This window comes from Ochrobactrum sp. AP1BH01-1 (genome assembly GCF_018066705.1).
In the GTDB taxonomy this organism is placed as follows: domain Bacteria; phylum Pseudomonadota; class Alphaproteobacteria; order Rhizobiales; family Rhizobiaceae; genus Brucella.
On sequence record NZ_JAGPOU010000002.1, the window covers coordinates 487,211 to 507,673 of the forward strand.

The following is a 20,463-nucleotide window of genomic DNA, read 5'->3' on the forward strand; positions in this document are numbered from 1 at the left end:
AACTGGCTTGCCGTAGTCTCGTTTCCTCATGCGGGAAAAACCCGCCGTCGTCGAAAACGAGTTTAACGGCGCGCCACGGCAATACCATGGCGCGCCTTGAAGTTTATTCCGCCGCGTCCGGCAGGGCCGGCTGTTCAGCGTCACGCGTGTCGTCGAGTTCGACATTGAGACCGAGCGAGCGCATTTCCTTGACGAGAACGTTGAAGCTCTCCGGAATGCCTGCCTCGAACGTGTCGTCTCCGCGCACGATGGCTTCGTAGACCTTGGTACGGCCTGCAACGTCGTCCGACTTGACGGTGAGCATTTCCTGCAGCGTGTAGGCTGCACCGTATGCTTCCAGTGCCCAGACCTCCATTTCGCCGAAGCGCTGGCCGCCGAACTGGGCCTTGCCGCCCAGAGGCTGCTGCGTAACGAGCGAGTAAGGTCCGATCGAACGAGCGTGGATCTTGTCGTCAACCAGGTGGTGGAGCTTCAGCATATAGATGTAGCCCATGGTCACCTGACGGTCGAACGGCTCACCCGTACGGCCATCGTAAAGCGTCGACTGACCAGACGTTGCAAGTCCGGCATCCGTCAGCATCGCGTTGATGTCGGCTTCAACCGCACCGTCGAAGACCGGCGTTGCGATCGACACGCCGCGCTTCACCTGGTTGGCCAGCATGAGGACGGAATCGTCGTCATAAGACCGGACCGGTTCGTTGCGGTCGTTGTCCGGATAGATGTGCTCCAGCGTCTGGCGCAGCGGCTCGATATTGGCCGTCTTGCGATAAACGTCGATGAGCTCACCGATCTTCCTGCCCATGCCTGCGCATGCCCAGCCGAGGTGGGTTTCCAGAATCTGGCCCACATTCATTCGGCTCGGAACGCCAAGCGGGTTCAACACGATGTCGGCATGCGTACCGTCTTCCAGGAACGGCATGTCCTCGACCGGCAGAATGCGCGAAACCACACCCTTGTTGCCGTGACGGCCAGCCATCTTGTCGCCCGGCTGGATCTTGCGCTTCACAGCGACAAAGACCTTGACCATCTTCATGACGCCCGGAGGCATCTCGTCGCCGCGCTGTACCTTTTCAACCTTGTCCATGAAGCGTGCTTCGAGCAGCTTCTTGGAATCGTCGTACTGGCTGCGCAGAGCTTCCAGCTCGCCCTGAAGCTTTTCGTCTTCAACGGCAAACTGCCACCATTGCGACCGCGGATACTCGGTCATGAGATCGCGGGTGATCGTCGTGCCCTTCTTGAAGCCCTTCGGGCCGGCAGCGGCGACCTTGCCGTCGATCATGTCGGCGAGACGGCCATAGACGTTGCGGTCCAGAATGGCCTGTTCGTCGTCACGGTCCTTGGCGAGACGCTCGATTTCCTCGCGCTCGATAGCCATGGCGCGCTCGTCCTTTTCAACGCCGTGGCGATTGAAAACGCGAACTTCCACAACCGTACCGTAGGTTCCGGGCGGCATGCGCATGGAGGTGTCACGGACGTCGGATGCCTTTTCACCGAAGATGGCGCGCAGAAGCTTTTCTTCCGGCGTCATCGGGCTTTCGCCCTTCGGCGTGATCTTGCCGACAAGAATGTCGCCAGGATGCACTTCGGCACCAATGTAGACGATACCGGCTTCGTCGAGGTTCTTCAGCGCTTCTTCCGAAACATTCGGAATATCGCGGGTGATTTCCTCAGGTCCAAGCTTGGTGTCGCGAGCCGCAACTTCGAATTCCTCGATATGGATCGAGGTGAACACGTCTTCCGAAACGATTTTTTCCGAAAGCAGGATCGAATCTTCGTAGTTGTAGCCGTTCCACGGCATGAACGCGACGAGCACGTTGCGGCCGAGAGCCAGATCGCCCAGATCCGTTGACGGACCATCAGCGATGATGTCGCCCTTGCCGATCGGGTCACCGACGCGAACGAGCGGACGCTGGTTGATGCAGGTCGACTGGTTCGAACGCTGGAACTTCTGCAGACGATAGATATCGACGCCCGACTTGGACGGATCGAGATCTTCCGTGGCGCGGATAACGATACGGGTCGCATCGACCTGGTCAACCACACCGCCGCGGCGGGCGGCGATTGCTGCACCGGAGTCGCGGGCAACGATTGGTTCCATGCCGGTGCCGACGAACGGCGCTTCAGCACGAACGAGCGGCACAGCCTGACGCTGCATGTTCGAGCCCATGAGAGCGCGGTTGGCGTCGTCGTTTTCCAGGAACGGGATCAGAGCCGCAGCAACCGAAACGAGCTGCTTCGGCGAAACGTCCATCAGGTCCACGTTTTCACGCGGCGCCATCATCACTTCGCCTGCATGACGGCAGATGACGAACTCGTCAACGAAACCGCCCTGCTCGTCCAGCTCAACGTTAGCCTGCGCAACCGAGTGCTTGGCTTCTTCCATGGCCGACAGATAGACAACGTCGTTCGTTACCTTGCCGTCGACAACCTTGCGGTACGGGCTTTCGATGAAGCCGTACTTGTTGACGCGGGCAAAGGTGGCGAGCGAGTTGATCAGACCGATATTCGGGCCTTCCGGCGTTTCAATCGGGCAGATACGGCCATAATGGGTCGGATGCACGTCGCGGACTTCGAAGCCGGCTCGCTCGCGGGTCAGACCACCCGGTCCAAGAGCCGAAAGACGGCGCTTGTGGGTGATTTCCGAAAGCGGGTTGGTCTGGTCCATGAACTGCGACAGCTGCGAGGAACCGAAGAACTCGCGAACGGCGGCGGCAGCCGGCTTCGCGTTGATCAGGTCCTGCGGCATGACCGTGTCGATTTCGATCGAGGACATACGTTCCTTGATCGCGCGCTCCATGCGAAGCAGACCGACGCGGTACTGATTTTCCATCAGTTCGCCGACCGAACGCACGCGGCGGTTGCCGAGATTGTCGATGTCGTCGATTTCGCCGCGGCCATCGCGCAGTTCCACCAGCATCTTGACCACGGCCAGGATGTCTTCCTTGCGCAGAACGCGCACGGTGTCTTCCGCGTCGAGATCAAGACGCATGTTCATCTTGACGCGACCGACGGCCGAAAGGTCGTAACGCTCAGCATCGAAGAACAGCGAATTGAACATCGCTTCGGCGGAATCCATCGTAGGCGGTTCGCCCGGACGCATGACGCGATAGATGTCGAACAGGGCTTCCTGACGGCTTTCATTCTTGTCGACAGCCAGCGTGTTGCGGATATACGCGCCGATATTGACATGGTCGATATCGAGAACGTTGATTTCCGTTTCGCCAGTATCGATCAGGGTCTTGAGGACCTTCTCGTCGATTTCGTCGCCGGCTTCGAGATAGATTTCACCGGTTGCGTAATTGACGACGTCTTCCGCAAGATACGAACCGAACAGATCGTCTTCAGTCGCCTTGATGGCCTTGAGGCCCTTTTCAGCAAGCTGCTTGGCCGAACGGGCGGTCAGCTTCTTGCCCGCTTCGAGAACGACTTCACCGGTGTCCGCATCGATAAGATCGGAAATGATCTTCATGCCCTTGAAGCGGTCAGCCGAATAAGGGATGCGCCAGTTGTCGCCGTCACGCGTATAGGTGACGGTGTTATAGAACGTCGACAGAATGTCTTCGCCGTCCATGCCGAGTGCCATGAGCAGCGTCGTGGCCGGCAGCTTGCGGCGACGGTCGATACGCGCGTAGACGATGTCCTTGGAATCGAATTCGATATCGAGCCAGGAACCGCGATAAGGAATGACGCGAGCCGCGAACAGGAGCTTGCCCGACGAATGGGTCTTGCCCTTGTCATGGTCGAAGAAGACGCCCGGCGAACGGTGCATCTGCGAAACGATCACGCGCTCGGTGCCATTGACGATGAAGGTGCCGTTGTCGGTCATGAGCGGCATATCGCCCATGTAGACATCCTGCTCCTTGATGTCCTTGATCGACTTCGCGCCGGTATCTTCGTCAATATCGAACACGATAAGACGCAGCGTCACCTTGAGTGGCGCCGAATACGTCAGATCGCGCTGACGGCATTCGTCAACGTCGAATTTTGGTGCGTCGAATTCGTAGCGAACGAATTCGAGCATTGAAGCGCCGGAGAAATCCTGAATTGGGAAAACAGACTTGAAAACCGCCTGCAAACCCTCGTCAGGACGCCCACCGGATGGTTCTTCAACCATAAGGAACTGGTCGTAAGATGCCTTCTGAACCTCGATAAGGTTCGGCATCTCGGCGACCTCTGGGATCTTGCCGAAAAATTTGCGTACGCGCTTGCGACCATTGAAAGAATGGGTCTGAGCCATCGTCGCTCCTCGTTCTATAGCCTTGCGGCTTGCTCACGCCTTGCGGCCTTTATCATCGCCGCCTTTCAGCGGTCCTTCTAACGGGCTAAAACCCGTTTCCTGAAAGCCGTTCCGGCGCTCAGGAAAAGGGTTCCAGTCATCCGACCCACCGGGAAAGTCCGGCGGGAACTGGCGGATGGGAAACCATCCGCCAGAATAGTCCGAACTTACTTGAGTTCGACCTTGGCGCCAGCAGCTTCGAGCTGTGCCTTGATCTTCTCAGCTTCGTCCTTCGAAGCGCCTTCCTTGACAGCCTTCGGAGCGCCTTCGACCAGGTCCTTGGCTTCCTTGAGGCCGAGACCGGTGATTGCGCGCACTTCCTTGATCACGTTGATCTTGTTAGCGCCGCCGTCAGCGAGAACGACGTCGAATTCGGTCTTTTCTTCTGCAGCAGCAGCAGGGGCAGCGCCACCAGCAGCAGCAACAGCGACCGGAGCAGCAGCCGAAACGCCCCACTTCTCTTCGAGAAGCTTGGACAGCTCAGCGGCTTCCAGAACGGTCAGGGCCGAAAGGTCTTCAACGATCTTTGCGAGATCAGCCATTTTTGTACTTCCTATTATAAAGGTTTGAACTGTTGACAGCGAGAAACGGCCTTAAGCCGCCTCGTTCTTCCGGGCGTGCGCGCCGATAACGCGGGCGATCTGGCCCGCCGGAGCGCTGGTAAGTACTGCAAGACGCTGCGCCGGGGTCTGAATCATACCAACCAGCTTTGCGCGCAGTTCGTCGAGCGATGGGAGCGATGCGAGCGACTTCACGCCTTCGGCGTTCAGCGTCGTCGAGCCCATTGCACCGCCGAGAATAACGAGCTTGTCGTTAGCCTTGGCGAATTCGACGGCTACTTTCGGAGCGGTGATCGGATCGTTTGCATAAGCAACGACCGTCTGACCCGTAAACAGGTCAGCAATACCTTCCGATTCCGTGCCCTGAAGAGCGATTTTGGCAAGGCGGTTTTTCGCGACTTTAACGGACCCACCTGCATCACGCATCTTCGAGCGAAGATCGCTCATCTGCGCAACGGTGAGACCGGTATAGTGGGCCACGACGACCGAACCGGACTCTTTGAAAGCGCCGTTCAGCCACGCGACAAATTCGCGCTTTTCCGCTCTATCCACTGTCTCTCTCCAGTTGACAGGACAACACATGCCCTGCCGGGTTGCCTTTGCCGGACGAACTTCACAGTCAGTCCGACGTTCGAGGATCCTGTCCCCTTCAGCTCCGCCTGCAAGCAGGCTTCGCCCAAAGGCAACTACGGTTCAAACCTTGCATGCACATTCGTGCGAAACAGGGTTATTCCACGTCTCATGCAGGCTTTGCGTTTAAGGAAAATCATCCGAAGATGATGATCCGCCTGCAATCTCGGACAGGATAACCGGATTTTCATCCGGCTATCCGGATCTTGCGATCCGGAATTCTTGCCTTTTGCCCTCGCATCGAGGACTGGCTGGCAGCCATGCCTCCCCTATCGGAAAGGCTTGGGCCCCGGCGAACCGGAGCCCTGAAACTTAGGCGACGACCTTGACGGTTGCCGGGTCGACCTTGACGCCAACGCCCATGGTCGAGGAAATCGACACGCGCTTGACGTATTCGCCCTTGGCAGCCGACGGCTTCGCCTTGATGACGGCGTCAGCGAAAGCCTTGATGTTTTCTTCGAGCTTCGCATTGTCGAAGGAAACCTTGCCGATACCGGCATGGATGATACCAGCCTTCTCGACGCGGAATTCGACTGCACCGCCCTTGGAAGCAGCAACAGCGGCCGCAACGTCGGTGGTGACGGTGCCAACCTTCGGGTTCGGCATCATGCCACGCGGGCCGAGAACCTTACCGAGACGGCCAACGAGCGGCATCATGTCCGGGGTTGCAATGCAGCGATCGAATTCGATCTTGCCGCCATTGACGATTTCGAACAGTTCTTCCGCACCGACGATGTCGGCGCCGGCCTTCTTGGCTTCTTCAGCCTTATCGCCGCGAGCGAAAACAGCAACGCGAACCGTACGGCCCGTGCCGTTCGGCAGGTTGACGACGCCGCGGACCATCTGGTCGGCGTGGCGCGGATCGACGCCGAGGTTCATCGCGATTTCGATGGTTTCATCGAACTTAGCGACAGCACGTTCCTTGACGAGGCCGATAGCAGCCGACAGATCGTACAGCTTGTTGCGATCGACGCCTTCGCGGATCTTGTTAATGCGCTTGGAAATCTTCGCCATCGTCTCAGCCCACCACTTCCAGGCCCATCGAACGGGCAGAACCTTCGATCATGCGCATCGCTGCTTCAACGTCAGCGGCGTTCAGATCCTTCATCTTCGCTTCAGCGATCGTGCGAACCTTGTCGCGGGTGATCGTTCCGGCGCTTGCCTTGCCCGGGGTCTTCGAACCGGACTTGAGGTTAGCGGCCTTCTTGAGGAAGTAGGTCACCGGAGGCGTCTTCATCACAAAAGTGAAAGACTTGTCCTGGTAATAGGTGATCACGACCGGAATCGGAGAACCCTTTTCCATGTCCTGCGAGGCAGCGTTGAACGCCTTGCAGAATTCCATGATGTTAATGCCGCGCTGACCCAGGGCCGGACCGATCGGGGGCGACGGATTGGCCGCACCTGCCGCTACCTGGAGCTTCAGCTGGCCTGCAACTTTCTTAGCCATTGCTTTCTGCCTTTATAGTTTGCCGGAAATCCGGCTTTCTCGATTAATGCCGGAAACCCGGCTCTCGACTGACGCCAGTTCAACTGGCGGGCAGTTCGGTGGTCCGGAGATTGACGGCCGGCTAAGCCGCCTTCCCTTCCACCACTTCCATCCAAACCGGAAACCGGTCCGGATGAACGCCCTTCACGGGCAAACGATCAGAGCTTGTCGACCTGACCGTATTCCAAATCCACAGGCGTTGCGCGCCCGAAGATGGAAACCTCAACCTTGAGACGCGCACGCTCTTCGTCGACTTCCTGAACGATACCGTTGAACGAAGCGAACGGACCGTCGGAAACGCGGACGTTTTCACCGATCTCGAAGGATACCGAAGTCTTCGGACGCTCGACACCGTCCTGAACCTGGTTCAGAATCTGGTCGACTTCCTTCTGGGACACGGGAACCGGCTTGGAATCGCCAAGGAAACCAGTGACTTTCGGGGTATTCTTGATCAGCGAGAATACGGCATCGGTAAGGGTAGCGCGTACCAGCACATAGCCCGGAAAGAACTTGCGCTCTGCATCGACCTTGCGGCCGCGGCGCACTTCAACGATCTTTTCGGTCGGCACGACGATCTGCTCGATGAGCTCGGACAGACCCTTTTGCTTCGCCTTGGCTTCGATATCCTCGGCGACCTTCTTTTCGAAATTGGAATAGGCGTGAACGATGTACCAGCGCGCCGTCATCTAGAAACTCCCCAATCCTAACTTATCGACCAAGGCCGAGAATAAATTCTACGCCATAGGCCATAAGCTGGTCGGCAAGAAAAAAGAACGCAGCAGCCAGAAACGCCATGATCACCACCATGATGGTGGAGATGACCGTTTCACGCCGTGTAGGCCAGGTTACCTTCGCCGTTTCGGCGCGAACCTGCTGAAAAAAGGTGATCGGATTCGTCTTGGATGCCATCTGCCGCTCTGTCATTGATCCAGCGCTACCCCCAAAACCCTCGCTCGTCAAAACGAATCAAAAGCCTGAAGTCACGCGTATACGGCACGCAAAGCTGAAAATTCAGCCCCACGCGCCGCGTGTCTGTTGACGCTACATAGAATCGATTCCCGAAAAAAACAAGCCCAAAGGTTAAAAGAATACCATACAGGCTTATCGGAGATCCGATCCTTGCGAATATCACTCGGCGCACCATCCAATCGTGCAACGGCGATCCTTCCCTGCCCGGCCAACAACTCCCGCAGGGAAATATCATTTTCGACAATGTCGCCCTGCCGAAGCCCGCGCCATCATCGAAAAGGTAAGGCGGCATAGATTGCCGCCTAAGCTATCATATAGAAAACGGGCGCCCATAGTCAAGCCATGAGCGCCCGTTATGAAATGGCAGGGGCAGCAGGGTTCGAACCCGCGACCTACGGTTTTGGAGACCGTCGCTCTACCAACTGAGCTATACCCCTATGCGGCATTTACAATGCCAGACTGGCGGCGTAACCGCCAGTCGAAATCATTACTCGATGATCGAGGAGACGATGCCTGCACCGACGGTGCGGCCGCCTTCACGGATAGCGAAGCGGAGCTTCTCTTCCATGGCGATCGGCACGATCAGCTGCACGTCCATGGCGACGTTATCGCCAGGCATGACCATTTCCGTGCCGGCCGGCAGCGTGACAACACCCGTCACGTCCGTCGTGCGGAAGTAGAACTGCGGACGGTAGTTCGTGAAGAACGGCGTATGACGGCCACCTTCGTCCTTGGTCAGAATATAGGCTTCTGCCTTGAACTTGGTGTGCGGCTTCACCGAACCCGGCTTGCAGAGAACCTGGCCGCGTTCAACGTCTTCACGGCCAACGCCGCGGATCAGAGCGCCGATGTTGTCGCCTGCCTGGCCCTGGTCGAGCAGCTTGCGGAACATTTCAACGCCGGTAACCGTCGTCTTCGCCGTCGCCTTGATGCCGACGATTTCAACTTCTTCACCAACCTTGACGATACCGCGCTCAACGCGACCCGTCACAACCGTACCGCGGCCCGAGATCGAGAACACGTCTTCGATCGGCATCAGGAACGGCTGGTCGATCGGACGTTCCGGGGTCGGAATGTAGTCGTCAACAGCAGCCATCAGCGAACGAACAGCGTCTTCGCCCAGTTCCTTCGAGCTGTCTTCCAGAGCAGCAAGAGCCGAGCCCTTGATGATCGGGATTTCGTCGCCGGGGAATTCGTACTTCGACAGAAGTTCGCGAACTTCCAGTTCAACCAGTTCGAGCAGTTCTGCGTCGTCAACCTGGTCGCACTTGTTGAGGAACACCACGATTGCCGGAACGCCAACCTGACGGGCGAGCAGGATGTGCTCGCGGGTCTGCGGCATCGGGCCGTCAGCGGCCGAAACCACCAGGATCGCGCCGTCCATCTGGGCAGCGCCGGTGATCATGTTCTTCACATAGTCGGCGTGGCCGGGGCAGTCGACGTGTGCGTAGTGACGGTTTGCGGTTTCGTACTCGACGTGTGCCGTCGAGATCGTGATGCCGCGGGCGCGCTCTTCAGGAGCCGCGTCGATCTGGTCATACGCCTTGAACTCACCAAAGAACTTGGTGATCGCTGCAGTCAGCGACGTCTTGCCATGGTCAACGTGACCAATCGTGCCGATGTTAACGTGGGGCTTCGTACGTTCGAATTTGCTCTTTGCCATCGCCGTTGTTCTCTTTGTTCTAGAACCGCTCAAGCGCCAGCACAAAAGCCTCTTGGCTTCCGGGCCAGCATTTATGCCAAAACGGAACGGCGAACCGCCCGTCGATGATTCCTTACACGCCAAACCGCTCGGAAAAATTTGGAGCGGGTAGCGGGAATCGAACCCGCGTATTCAGCTTGGAAGGCTGCTGCTCTACCATTGAGCTATACCCGCGCACTCTTAACTCTGATCCGACAGTGGTGGAGGGAGTTGGATTTGAACCAACGTAGGCATAGCCAACGGATTTACAGTCCGTCCCCTTTAACCACTCGGGCATCCCTCCAGATATCACTATCAGCAGAGTCGAGCGACTAGGCATTTCCGCGGGGCTTCTGGCTGACTGTTGGGCCAGCCGTCGATCCGCGAGGGGCCTTATGACGATAAGCTTATCCCCTGTCAACAGGGTAAAAGCGAAAAGAATGCTTGTCTGTCCACAACCGCGTGAAAACATCCCCTTTTCCTGTCGGTTCCGGCGGCAGAAAAGCTCCGGTTTGACGGGCTTTGCAAATTATTCTGTAATCAGAACAGCCTGATAGCATTTGCGGGGCTGGCCGCTATCTTCTGTACGGCTAAAGAGCTATAAGCACGCCATGACCGATCAAAATTCACCCCGCACACCAAAAGATTCTCATTATGCGCGCCTGCGCCGCCAGCATCGCGACCAGAAGGCTGGAGCGGAAGGCAAATCACCGCGCAAACCGCAGCGCCCTTCCATTACGGCAAGCGCCGTGACCGAGGGAACCGTTCGCCTTTATGGACTGCATACGGTTCGTGCTGCCGTGGAAAACCCGGAACGCCGGATATTACGTATGCTGGCGACACGAAACGGCTTCGCACGGCTGGAGATCGGAGAAGCCGAATCTCTCCCCTTCCCGGTCGAAATCGTTGACCCGCGCAATATCGACAAGGAAACCGGTTCGGAAGCGGTCCATCAGGGCGTCATGATCGAGGCGGAACCGCTGCGCGCCAGAAAACTGTCCGAACTGAAGGACAGTCCGCTGCTGCTGGTGCTCGATCAGGTCACTGATCCGCACAATGTTGGCGCCATCATGCGTTCAGCCGTCGCCTTCGGGGCCGGCGCGCTGATTACGACAAGCCGCCACAGCCCGCAGGAAACCGGCGTCCTGGCCAAAGCCGCCTCCGGTGCGCTCGAAATGATCTCTCATATCGAGGTGCGCAATCTGGCCGAAGCGATTGAAGAACTCCACAGCCTGGGTTTCCAGACGATCGGGCTTGATTCGGAAGGGCCGCTGGAGATGGAAGCCACCTTGTCCGGCGGACGAATCGCTCTGGTTCTTGGCGCGGAAGGCAAAGGTCTACGTCAAAAGACGCGTGAAACCGTCACTGCCTTGGCCCGCCTCGACATGCCGGGCGAAATCAAGTCGCTCAATGTTTCAAACGCGGCTGCGATCTCGCTTTACGCCGCGGAACGGTATCTCCGCTCACGTTGATTCGGCCATGCGCGCCACTCCCGGCTGGTTTCCCGCCGGGAGATAGAAGCGTATCTATGCTGTAGCGATGTAGGTGCGAATATCTTCCGCCTCGCGTTCGACATCTTCGATGCGCCGCTTCACGACGTCACCGATTGAAATGATTCCCACGAGCTTGCCGCCTTCTTCCACCGGCATATGGCGGAATCGGCTCCGCGTCATGATCTCCATCACCTGATTGATCGTGTGGTGTTCGCGGCAGACCTGCACCTTGGCCGTCATGACTTCTGCGACCGGCATGCTCATGGCCTTGGTTTCCTGCGCAGCGACAGCGCGCACCACATCACGCTCAGACAGAATGCCCTTGATTCGACCGGCCTCGTCACACACCACCAGCGCACCAATCTTGTGTTTGTTCAACATGGCGACTGCGTGGGAAAGCGTGTCAGCAGGTGCGATAACCACCACATCCCTGCCCTTTGTCTCGAGAATCGATCTTACGGTCATGCCAAAGTCCCTCCAAGGTTTAGCACTCGCTGCTCCGGGCGTTTCAACGCCATATGAAGCAGAACGCAGCTCCTCCCACCACGTTCCATGATGGTGCTCTTCCAACGTCCGATTGGCAAGTGGCATCAAATGGGGAAACCAGATCCTAGCGTCTCAGCACGGCATCATAGCTGCGCGGGCGGTCCATCAGGGAAATACCGAAGAACCCGGCGATGAAGCCGCCTATATGCGCTTCCCAGGCAATGCTGGAAAGATCGGCACCGCCAGTCGAATAAAGGCCGGTAACGATATTGATCAGGAACCAGACGCCGACAAAGGTCAGGACAGGCTTCAGCGTCAGGGTCAGCCCGACCGGAAGTACGGGGCCTGCAAATTCCGATCTGCGTCCGTGGCCGATGCGCCGGAAACCATAGCGCGCCGCAGCTCCCATCATGCCTGAAATCGCTCCCGAAGCGCCTACAAGCGGTGAAACGCTGTCCGGATAGATCGCATAATGGGTCAAGCCGGCGATTACCGAGGTGAATATCCAGAAAAGGACCATCCGCCCCGTACCGATGCGGCCTGCGAGCGGAGACCCAAAGGCTGCAAGCCAGATCATGTTGACCACTATGTGCGCCATGCCTCCATGCATGAAGGAATAGCTGATGAGCGTGAAAAGCGCGGACGGGTCGCTAAAACCGCCTGCCAGCGAGAAACGCGCCGGAATGAGCGCGAAGTTCAGCATGAACTCATAGTTCTGCTGCTCGCTGATGAGGTAATTCTGGTAGACATACACCGCAACGCACAGGCCAATGAGCGCTAGAACGACGCCGGGGATATTGAAGATCGGTTCGCTACCGCCCGACCGGCGGTTACTGCCGTTCATTTCCGGCTGGGGAACGCTCATGAACTGCTGCTTTCCAATCTGAAGCATTTCCAGCAAAAGTGCGACGCGGTTTTGCGTAGGATAATGCGTAAAAACAAAGAGATAGAGCGATTCCGCGATTCTGTTTCTAACTGGAACCGCTCTAACACGACGCCAAGGGCCAAATCAGCCGTTTGCACCAAGCGGAAGCCTCTAGATAGGGCAGAATTTGTTAAAAATAAAGGCCGACGGACGTTCCCGGTCGGCCTTAACGCGAACAGAAGTCTCTCGCGAAGTTAAATCTGGAGCTCAGAAAAACGCCAACCAAGTCAAAGGCTTCGTCTGATGGCTTATCAAAGCGCGTCTTCTAGGGCAGTGCAACCATTACCTATTGTTAACCTTAATGGACGACCCCGGTGGATGAACAAAGGGTTAAACTGGCATCCTCCCCGTTAATACTATTTTAATGCGTCCACCAGCGGAGCCGGCCTCCGCGTGTGCAACGGACGAACCAACGGCGCATGATGAAACACCGCAGTACGATCGCGATTTTCAGCGAATGGCAGCGACTGGCCCGCACGGAACGCGGCACCTTTCGTGCGCCGACGCGCGAACGGATCGAGCCGCGCAAACTCGGGCGTCATCTGTCCGATCTCTTCTTCCTCGAAGCTGAACAGCGCGGCGATCTGTCGTTCCGTCTAGCTGGAACGCGCATCTGCACCCTTTTCGGACGCGAATTGAAGAATACGCGGTTCCTCTCGCTCTGGTCCGAACGCGACCGTGCCGCCCTTCGCGAAACGTCGCAAAATGTCAGCGCGCTGGAAATCCCTGCTCTGGTCTCTCATGTGGGAATAAGCATGTCTGGACGCAGCCTTGATCTGGAAATGTTTCTCGCACCGCTTGAAGCGCAGGACGGACAGGTCAGCTTTCTCGGCAGCATTGCCGTACTTGATTCGGTGACATGGGTCGGAGCCGATCCAATCGTACTCGGCCATTTGAATTCCATCGAGCCGGTAGCGCCCGATCTGATTCTCGCGGGCGACGTGCGGCAATCGGCAGCCGTAACCGTGAACGCACCCGGAACAGGCCGGCAATGGACAAATATTCGCCTGACGGAGCCGCATGCAGCGCCGAAATTACGCGTCATCAAGGGCGGCAAAGCCTGACGCGGGGTGAAATCGCGATTTCTCTTTATCGGCCCGTGTTGTAATGTGCGCGGCAGTAAGGGATGAAATTCGGAATGGATCGGCATTCATGAACAGATTTGCTGCGGCACCCACTGCCGGCAATGTGCGGCAGGAAAACTTCAACGCCGTGAATGTCGATCTCAACGGTCGCTACATGCTGGAAGATCGCAGCGAGTTCCCCTGTATTATCAAGCGTATGTCGCCGGGCACCGCCCTGATGAGCGGCATTGCGACACCTCGCAACGGCGAGCGCATCATCGCCTATGTCGACCATGTCGGACGGATCGAAGGAATTGCCCACGAGGTCACATCCGAAGGCTTTCATATTCTCCTGGCAACCTCCGAACAGAAGAAAGACAAGCTTTCGGCACAGCTGACCTGGCTTGCCAACAAGCATGAACTTGCCCTGCCGGAAGACCGCCGTCACGAACGCGTCGTGCCGCACAAGAATCGCCAGAACATCACTTTTGCCGACGGCACGCAAAGGCTGTGCCGCATTGCCGACCTTTCCCTGTCCGGTGCGGCAATCGAAAGCGAATTCAGGCCCCCGATCAAAAGCAGCATCATGCTCGGGCCTATCCGGGGAACGGTCGTCCGTCATTTCCAGGATGGTTTCGCAATCGAATTTGCCACCATCCAGACCAGCACGACACTGGACAATCTTTTCGGGTGAAACTTCAGCCCGAAAAGATGAACGCGCGTCAAGGTTACGGAATGGCAAACCGCCAAAAGGCCGGAATCACAAAAAAGCCACAAATACAGCCCGATTTGCCCTGAATTTGTCCGTTCGTTGACAAAAAGTTTCAGCGTTATTTGCACTTTTAATCGAATTTGACTCGCATTTTCGCGCCCAAATTTGCCTGCCTTCAAATTGTCTAAGTCATCTTTGTCCCCAACAGGGAGACAAAAGAATGACGAAGCAAACCATCATCGCAGCCATCCTGATGCTGCTTGGAATCGGACTGGCGGATGCCGCAAGCCCTGCCTCCAACTCACCATGGATGACGACCGGCGAACGCACCTCGCAGCCGATCGGCCATTATGAGTTTTGCGACCGCTACAGGTCCGAATGCAATATCACCAGCCGCAACAGCAACATGCTGAAGCTGACCCCGGAAATCTGGAAGCAGATCATCACGGTCAATGCGAGCGTCAACGAAAAGATCGCGCCGATGACCGACATGGAAGCCTGGGGCCGCGAGGAATATTGGGAATATCCGACAACGGTCGGTGATTGCGACGACTATATGCTTCTGAAGCGTCGCGAGCTGATGGCGCTCGGCATCCCGGCAAACACCCTGCTTTTCACGGTGGTCCGCCAGCCGAATGGTGAAGGCCATGCGGTTCTGACTGTTCGCACCGACCGCGGCGACTTCATTCTCGACAATCTCGATACCCGCGTTCTCGCCTGGAACAAGACCGACTACACCTATCTCAAGCGCCAGTCGACCACGAACACCGGCAGCTGGGTCTCGATCAAGAGCGACCGCGAACTCCTCGTCGGCAGCATCAAGAACTAATTTTCCCAATAGAACAAGGACGGAATGCCAGTCTCCCTCTGGCCCCGTCCTTTTTCCTTTCAGGCGGGCTCAAGGCCCCGCATGAAGGACCGGGCCTTCTCGACATAATGCTCTGCGGAAGCCTTCAGCTTTTCGACCGCCGCAGCGTCCAGTTCCCGCAGAACCCTTGCAGGCGAACCAACGACCAGCGAATTATCCGGTATTTCCTTGCCCTCGGTCACAAGCGCGCCCGCCCCGATCAGGCAGTTCTTTCCGATCTTCGCCCCGTTGAGAACGATGGCGCCCATGCCGATCAATGTGTTCTCACCCACGGTGCAACCATGAAGAATGGCCCGATGCCCGATCGTGCACCCCTTCCCCACCGTCAGCGGAAAGCCGATATCGGTGTGCATGATGGTATGCTCCTGAACATTGGTGTCGTCGCCGATGGTGATCGGCTCATTATCGCCGCGCAGAACGGCGCCGAACCAGAAACCGGCATTTTCGCCGACGACGATCTTGCCGATCAGGGTCGCATCCGGCGCGATCCAGTTGCTGCTGCGGTCCGCGAATTGCGGCTTGTGACCGTTATAAGCAAAGATCGGCATGTGCTTTCCTCCATCAGCAAACTCGATATTGAATCGCTAAGCCGTTTCAGGCCGCCAGACAAGCACGGTTTCACGCTCTGTTAACCATAGAGGACAGATATTCTGGCCAAATGGAAACGGCACCCGATTACACCCCCTCGAAAATGGGAAACCGCCTCTTCGGCTGGTTGCTGTTGGCCGCCGTTGCGCTGGTCCTGCTTTCGGTCGCGGTGAATATCGGCGGACGTCTGCTTGGTCCGCTGATTGCCCGGGGCGGACATTCCGACAGCACTCAGACTTACGAAATCATCATCGGCAACAATGTCCTGTCGGTTCCGGCCAATATGATTCGCTTCTCCAACCAGCGGCGCGATGGGGTGACGGCGCGCCTCGATCTTTATGCGCGCTGGCCGGGGCTTACCGGCTATACGGAACGCGACCGCGCCATCTTCAACCTTCTTACTCCGAAGCGGCACCTCATTTTCATGTCCATCGAACAGCGCACCATGTCCCGCGATATGAGCGGGCGTTACCTGCCGATCTATGCCGAGTTGATAGAGCGCGAGGGGGAAACGGCGCCCGGAAACCTCACGGTACATCGGTTTCTGGAAGACAGCGGCTACAAGGGCGAGGAACTGGTGCTATCCGATCCAAGCAGCGGCAAGCCGGAATTTGTCGCGCGCTGCCTTGCCGACAGCACGGCGGAAAGCTTCAATTCATGCGAACGCGACGTCCAGTTCGGACGCGATTTGCAGATACTCTATCGATTTCCCCGCTCCATGCTGGGCGACTGGAAGTCACTCGACAAGGCGGTCATCGATTTCGCGAACGCGCATCTTCTGGGAAACGACACCGGGAAGATTGACTGATCTTTTGCCGACCAGTTGCTGAAACTTGGAGCGCCTCTCTTATAGCAAAACGCCCTCTCCGGTGGAAAGGGCGTCAAAAACATTCCCGCGTGCGTCAGCCTCCCGAGCGACGCGATTGCCGCAGCCGATCAAAGATCGACGTCGAGAATGGCCATCGAGAAATTGTAGGAGAGTTCGCCTTCGTCCTCATCCTTGTAGATCAGGCCCAGGAATTCGTCTTCAAGATAAAGCTCGGCGGAATCGTTCTTGCGCGGGCGTGCCTTGACCTGCAGGCCGGGATTGTTGAAGGTCCGTTTGAAATAGGCGTCCAGTTTTTTGAGTTCTTCGGGTTTCAACCGGCTTCTCCTGATATTGAATTGAGCCGGTTTATTGCACCCGGCATTTTCTTATGTAAACCCCTGACATCGACTATCCCAAGGGCGTAGCCAGCTAATCGCCGCTTGCACCACAATATAGGCCGCGTGCGGGAGAAAACCAGCAAGCGGCCCGATTTCCTGGCATCGGTCGGTCTCAGTGATGGAAATGGATCTAGATTCCGTCGCCCAGCATCTGGTCCATGACACGGGAAGGCTCTGCGCAGCCTGTGTCGCCCATGATGCGGGCAGGAACGCCGGCAACCGTGACATTGTTCGGCACAGGCTTCAAAACCACCGAACCGGCTGCGATCTTCGAGCAATGGCCGACTTCGATATTGCCGAGGATTTTCGCACCCGCTCCGATCAGCACGCCATGGCGGATTTTCGGATGGCGGTCGCCGCTCGACTTGCCCGTGCCACCGAGCGTGACGCCATGGAGGATCGAAACATTGTCTTCGATCAGCGCAGTTTCGCCCACGACGAGGCCGGTCGCATGGTCGAGGAACAAGCCGCTGCCGAGTCGCGCGGCCGGGTGAATATCCGTCTGGAATATCGAGGATGAACGGCTTTGCAGGTAATAGGCGAAATCCTTGCGGCCTTCATGGTAGAGCCAATGCGCCAGACGGTGGGTCTGGATCGCATGGAAACCCTTCAGGTAAAGGACCGGGTCCATGAAGCGGTTATAGGCCGGATCGCGATCATAAACCGCTTGAATATCGACGCGCACGATCTGCGACCATTCCGGATTGGCATCCAGCATCGCATCGAAGGTCTGGCGCAGAATGTCGGCGCTCAGGTCGGCATGGCCGAGACGCTCGGAAATGCGATGCGTGACCGCATCCTCAAGGCTCGGCTGATTGAGGATCGTCGCATAAAGGAACGTACCCAAAACGGGATCGTTCTTGGCCGCTTCCTCCGCTTCGGCGCGGATGGAATGCCAGATAGGATCGACCTGCCCCAGACTTGGGGCCACTTTCGCTGATGTGCGAACGGACATATGCATACTCCAGTTTTGCACCGCGCGAGGGAAACGAAAGCCGTACTTTCGCTCAACCCCCGCACCGCAATACGAGTTCGGCGCGCAGCATAACTTAAAATGCCTTGCCTTGACACCGCCGAATTTGACGCGGCTGCAAGGTGCGCACTTTGCTATAGATCAAACGCCCGTCAAAGCGGGTTTTCTTGCAAAAACTCCAATACTGCCTGCTTGTAGACCTTGTCGCCGACCGCCAGCATATGGTCGCGGCCCGGAATATCAACGGCCCGTCCATTTGGCAGAAGATCGGCCAGTTCCTGCGCGCTGCCGGCAATATCGTCGGTCGTTCCGACAGCCACCAGAACAGGCTGCATGATGCGCGCAATCGCGGCAGCCGGAACAAGCTCCTTGGAGGTGATCACGCAGGCCGCAAGGGCGATGCGGTCACTCTTGGTCTGGTCGGCAAACTTGCGGAACATCTGACCGCGCGGATGCGTGATCGTCGCCGGGTCATCGGCAAGCAATGCCTCGCCAATAGGCTCCCAGTCACCCGCGCCGGTCACCATACCGATGCCAAGACCACCGAAGATGGCGCTATGAACACGTTCGGCGTGTTCAATCGCCAGAAATGCAGTGATGCGCGCGCCCATGGAGTAGCCCATGACATGCGCCTTTTCGATGCCGAGGTGATCGAGCAGTGCTGCCGCATCCGCCGCCATCTTGGTCGGCGTGTATTCGTCCGCATCATGGGGCTTGGCCGAAAGCCCGTGCCCGCGATTGTCGATTGCAATCACGCGATATCCTGCTTCGGTCAGGGTGCGGAACCAGCCGGGGGAAACCCAGTTGACGAGACTTGACGATGCGAAGCCGTGAATGAGCAGGACAGGATCGCCTTCCCCGTCCTGACGGTATGCCAGACGCAGGCCGTCATGTTCGAAATATTCGATATCGAAGGCACTCACTTGTTTATTCCTCTTAGAGCATTTCCGAGCCAAAGGTGCAAAGCGGTTTGGCGTCAGGAAATGCGTAAAACCAGTTAGGAGAGCGGTTCCGTTTTAGTTGAAAACCTGACGGCGATCAGGACCGGCAAGCGCCGCAAATCACGCGGTGGATGGCCTTGTCGCCAGGCTTTATGCCGGTTCGTTTGACCGTGCCGGCCAGCAGTTCCACGACATACGCCGCCGGACCTTCGGATGAAATGATATTTTCGGAGAAAGGCACCGCATTTTCGTGAATGGCCGATACCCGCCCTTTGTCATCCAGGAAGACCATATCGAGGGGTGACGGCGTATTCTGCATCCACATCATGACGCGGCGCATCTCGCCAAACACGAAGATCATCGCCCGGTCTTTGGGAAAATCCGTGCGCCACATCAGGCCGCGAACGCGGGCCTCGTCCGTATCCGCGACTTCAAGCGCAAAATTCAACTTGTTGCCACTGGCGGTGACGAATGTCAGCGGCTCCTTGTCGACCGGCAGCCTCATCGGTTGCGCTTCATCAGCCTGAGCGGCGAATGCGAGAAAAACAAATGCAAAAGCGAGAAAAATGCGGCCCATGACCTGCCTATTCAAAGAAAGAAACCAGGCGGGAACCTATCAACGGGATGGGATCACCACAAGACCGCGTGAGGATCCGCGCCGCGCCCTCACCTGCTTGTTACAATGATCGGGTGAAACAGGCGCGCTTTGAATAGGCGCGTTCTCGATCATTTCCAGCAAAAGTGCGAAACGTTTTTGCGTCGGATAATTCGATGAAACAAAGAGATAGAGCGGTTCGACGGTCTCGTATTAACCGGACCGCCCTAATGAGAAACCGGGATCGCGGTTCCGATATCCGGATGGATTTCAGCGGCCATCAAGCCCTTGTCGCCCTCACCGAAGCGAATGAGCACGACTTGACCGGGACGCAGTTCCATCATGCCGAAACGACGCAACGTTTCCATATGGATGAAGATGTCTTCCGTGCCTTCGCCACGCGTCAGGAAGCCGAAACCCTTGGTGCGGTTGAACCACTTGACGATCACGCGCTCAAGCCCGCTCGACGGCGTGACGGTGACATGGGTACGCTGCGGCGGCATCTGCGCCGGATGAACGGCAGTAGACGTATCCATCGACAGCACGCGGAAACATTGCAGGCCACGTTCGCCCTGGCGGACTTCGCAGACGATGCGCGCCCCTTCCAGAGCGGTCTGGAAGCCATCGCGACGCAGTGAAGTCACATGGAGAAGAATATCATTAAGGCCCGGCTGGTCCGGAACAATGAAGCCGTAGCCCTTGGCCACGTCGAACCATTTGATATGGCCCGAAACTTCGATGATATCGCCCAGCTCTTCCGAGGCGTGCTGGCTGCGAAACTGGTCATTTGACACAGACTTGTCCGCCATGCGTTCGCCCCTCCTCTGTTCTTCCATTGCGATTCCGACCTGATTCTTGTCCAAAGAATAACACTTCCTTAACCGGAGGCGGCAAGTCCAAACTTATGTCCGTCCCCATGAAGACCACAGACTTCACAACTTCATGGTTACTTTTCATGCCCGGCAGCTCTCGAAACCGGCCCATCACCTCAAATATGGCCGACCGTCAAT

At 57.3% G+C, this 20,463-nt stretch carries 21 protein-coding genes and 3 tRNA genes; 5 read left to right on the forward strand and 19 right to left on the reverse strand.

The window, feature by feature from the left end; translation table 11 throughout:
* Positions 1 to 103: 103 nt before the first annotated feature.
* The 11 genes from rpoB to J9800_RS07790 all read right to left on the reverse strand — a co-directional run bounded on the left by rpoB (position 104) and on the right by J9800_RS07790 (position 9,906).
* Positions 104 to 4,237, reverse strand: a complete 4,134-nt coding sequence (gene rpoB, locus J9800_RS07740) for a DNA-directed RNA polymerase subunit beta (protein ID WP_112592843.1) — start codon at positions 4,235 to 4,237, stop codon at positions 104 to 106.
* Between the two features lie 206 nt (positions 4,238 to 4,443).
* On the reverse strand, positions 4,444 to 4,818 hold the full coding sequence (rplL, locus tag J9800_RS07745) for a 50S ribosomal protein L7/L12 (RefSeq protein ID WP_006467038.1): 375 nt from the start codon (positions 4,816 to 4,818) through the stop codon (positions 4,444 to 4,446).
* Between the two features lie 51 nt (positions 4,819 to 4,869).
* Positions 4,870 to 5,388 carry a 50S ribosomal protein L10 gene (gene rplJ, locus J9800_RS07750; RefSeq protein WP_112592842.1) on the reverse strand — a complete coding sequence of 173 codons (519 nt, stop codon included), beginning with the start codon at positions 5,386 to 5,388 and terminating at the stop codon, positions 4,870 to 4,872.
* A gap of 390 nt (positions 5,389 to 5,778) precedes the next feature.
* Positions 5,779 to 6,480 (reverse strand): 50S ribosomal protein L1, encoded by a 702-nt coding sequence (rplA, locus tag J9800_RS07755; protein WP_006467041.1) that lies wholly within the window; start codon positions 6,478 to 6,480, stop codon positions 5,779 to 5,781.
* Positions 6,481 to 6,484: 4 nt separating this feature from the next.
* Complete coding sequence (gene rplK, locus J9800_RS07760) at positions 6,485 to 6,913, reverse strand: 50S ribosomal protein L11 (protein ID WP_112592840.1); 429 nt, start codon at positions 6,911 to 6,913, stop codon at positions 6,485 to 6,487.
* A 197-nt stretch (positions 6,914 to 7,110) separates the two neighbouring features.
* On the reverse strand, positions 7,111 to 7,638 hold the full coding sequence (gene nusG / locus J9800_RS07765) for a transcription termination/antitermination protein NusG (RefSeq protein ID WP_006467043.1): 528 nt from the start codon (positions 7,636 to 7,638) through the stop codon (positions 7,111 to 7,113).
* A 22-nt stretch (positions 7,639 to 7,660) separates the two neighbouring features.
* Positions 7,661 to 7,861, reverse strand: coding sequence for a preprotein translocase subunit SecE (secE, locus tag J9800_RS07770; RefSeq protein WP_002964376.1), 201 nt, complete (start codon positions 7,859 to 7,861; stop codon positions 7,661 to 7,663).
* A 421-nt stretch (positions 7,862 to 8,282) separates the two neighbouring features.
* Positions 8,283 to 8,358 (reverse strand) — tRNA-Trp (locus J9800_RS07775).
* A 50-nt stretch (positions 8,359 to 8,408) separates the two neighbouring features.
* A complete protein-coding gene (tuf, locus tag J9800_RS07780; protein ID WP_006467031.1) occupies positions 8,409 to 9,584 on the reverse strand; it encodes an elongation factor Tu in 1,176 nt (391 codons plus the stop codon).
* Between the two features lie 139 nt (positions 9,585 to 9,723).
* Positions 9,724 to 9,797 (reverse strand) — tRNA-Gly (locus tag J9800_RS07785).
* 24 nt (positions 9,798 to 9,821) lie between these two features.
* Positions 9,822 to 9,906, reverse strand: a tRNA-Tyr gene (locus J9800_RS07790).
* Between the two features lie 307 nt (positions 9,907 to 10,213).
* On the opposite strand from J9800_RS07790, the gene rlmB reads away from it, so the two are divergent.
* Positions 10,214 to 11,074 carry a 23S rRNA (guanosine(2251)-2'-O)-methyltransferase RlmB gene (gene rlmB / locus J9800_RS07795; protein ID WP_114216625.1) on the forward strand — a complete coding sequence of 287 codons (861 nt, stop codon included), beginning with the start codon at positions 10,214 to 10,216 and terminating at the stop codon, positions 11,072 to 11,074.
* A 54-nt stretch (positions 11,075 to 11,128) separates the two neighbouring features.
* Here the strand turns inward: rlmB and J9800_RS07800 are convergent, their stop codons facing one another.
* Positions 11,129 to 11,560, reverse strand: a complete 432-nt coding sequence (locus tag J9800_RS07800) for a CBS domain-containing protein (RefSeq protein ID WP_112592353.1) — start codon at positions 11,558 to 11,560, stop codon at positions 11,129 to 11,131.
* 145 nt (positions 11,561 to 11,705) lie between these two features.
* On the reverse strand, positions 11,706 to 12,446 hold the full coding sequence (locus tag J9800_RS07805) for a rhomboid family intramembrane serine protease (RefSeq protein WP_114216626.1): 741 nt from the start codon (positions 12,444 to 12,446) through the stop codon (positions 11,706 to 11,708).
* A 482-nt stretch (positions 12,447 to 12,928) separates the two neighbouring features.
* On the opposite strand from J9800_RS07805, the gene J9800_RS07810 reads away from it, so the two are divergent.
* From J9800_RS07810 to J9800_RS07820, 3 genes are all read left to right on the forward strand, one after another.
* Positions 12,929 to 13,570 (forward strand): PAS domain-containing protein, encoded by a 642-nt coding sequence (locus tag J9800_RS07810; RefSeq protein WP_286167628.1) that lies wholly within the window; start codon positions 12,929 to 12,931, stop codon positions 13,568 to 13,570.
* An 88-nt stretch (positions 13,571 to 13,658) separates the two neighbouring features.
* Entirely contained in the window at positions 13,659 to 14,264 is a 606-nt protein-coding gene (locus tag J9800_RS07815; RefSeq protein WP_112592357.1) for a PilZ domain-containing protein, read from the forward strand.
* A 238-nt stretch (positions 14,265 to 14,502) separates the two neighbouring features.
* On the forward strand, positions 14,503 to 15,111 hold the full coding sequence (locus J9800_RS07820; protein ID WP_114216628.1) for a transglutaminase-like cysteine peptidase: 609 nt from the start codon (positions 14,503 to 14,505) through the stop codon (positions 15,109 to 15,111).
* A gap of 59 nt (positions 15,112 to 15,170) precedes the next feature.
* Here J9800_RS07820 and J9800_RS07825 read toward each other — a convergent pair whose 3' ends face one another.
* Positions 15,171 to 15,698, reverse strand: a complete 528-nt coding sequence (locus J9800_RS07825; RefSeq protein WP_114216629.1) for a gamma carbonic anhydrase family protein — start codon at positions 15,696 to 15,698, stop codon at positions 15,171 to 15,173.
* Between the two features lie 110 nt (positions 15,699 to 15,808).
* Here J9800_RS07825 and J9800_RS07830 point away from each other — a divergent pair, with 110 nt between their 5' ends.
* Positions 15,809 to 16,546: a hypothetical protein gene (locus J9800_RS07830; protein ID WP_114216630.1), complete on the forward strand. Its 738-nt coding sequence runs from the start codon at positions 15,809 to 15,811 to the stop codon at positions 16,544 to 16,546.
* Positions 16,547 to 16,674: 128 nt separating this feature from the next.
* Here J9800_RS07830 and J9800_RS07835 read toward each other — a convergent pair whose 3' ends face one another.
* The 5 genes from J9800_RS07835 to J9800_RS07855 form a co-directional block, all read right to left on the reverse strand.
* Positions 16,675 to 16,881: a DUF3126 family protein gene (locus tag J9800_RS07835; protein WP_006467055.1), complete on the reverse strand. Its 207-nt coding sequence runs from the start codon at positions 16,879 to 16,881 to the stop codon at positions 16,675 to 16,677.
* Between the two features lie 193 nt (positions 16,882 to 17,074).
* Positions 17,075 to 17,899 (reverse strand): serine O-acetyltransferase, encoded by an 825-nt coding sequence (gene cysE, locus J9800_RS07840; RefSeq protein ID WP_114216631.1) that lies wholly within the window; start codon positions 17,897 to 17,899, stop codon positions 17,075 to 17,077.
* 170 nt (positions 17,900 to 18,069) lie between these two features.
* A complete protein-coding gene (locus J9800_RS07845) occupies positions 18,070 to 18,840 on the reverse strand; it encodes an alpha/beta fold hydrolase (RefSeq protein ID WP_114216632.1) in 771 nt (256 codons plus the stop codon).
* A 115-nt stretch (positions 18,841 to 18,955) separates the two neighbouring features.
* The gene (locus tag J9800_RS07850) at positions 18,956 to 19,435 is read right to left on the reverse strand and encodes a DUF192 domain-containing protein (RefSeq protein ID WP_114216633.1); all 480 of its coding nucleotides are present in this window, start codon (positions 19,433 to 19,435) and stop codon (positions 18,956 to 18,958) included.
* A 245-nt stretch (positions 19,436 to 19,680) separates the two neighbouring features.
* Complete coding sequence (locus J9800_RS07855; RefSeq protein ID WP_112592578.1) at positions 19,681 to 20,262, reverse strand: cold-shock protein; 582 nt, start codon at positions 20,260 to 20,262, stop codon at positions 19,681 to 19,683.
* Between the last annotated feature and the right edge of the window lie 201 nt (positions 20,263 to 20,463).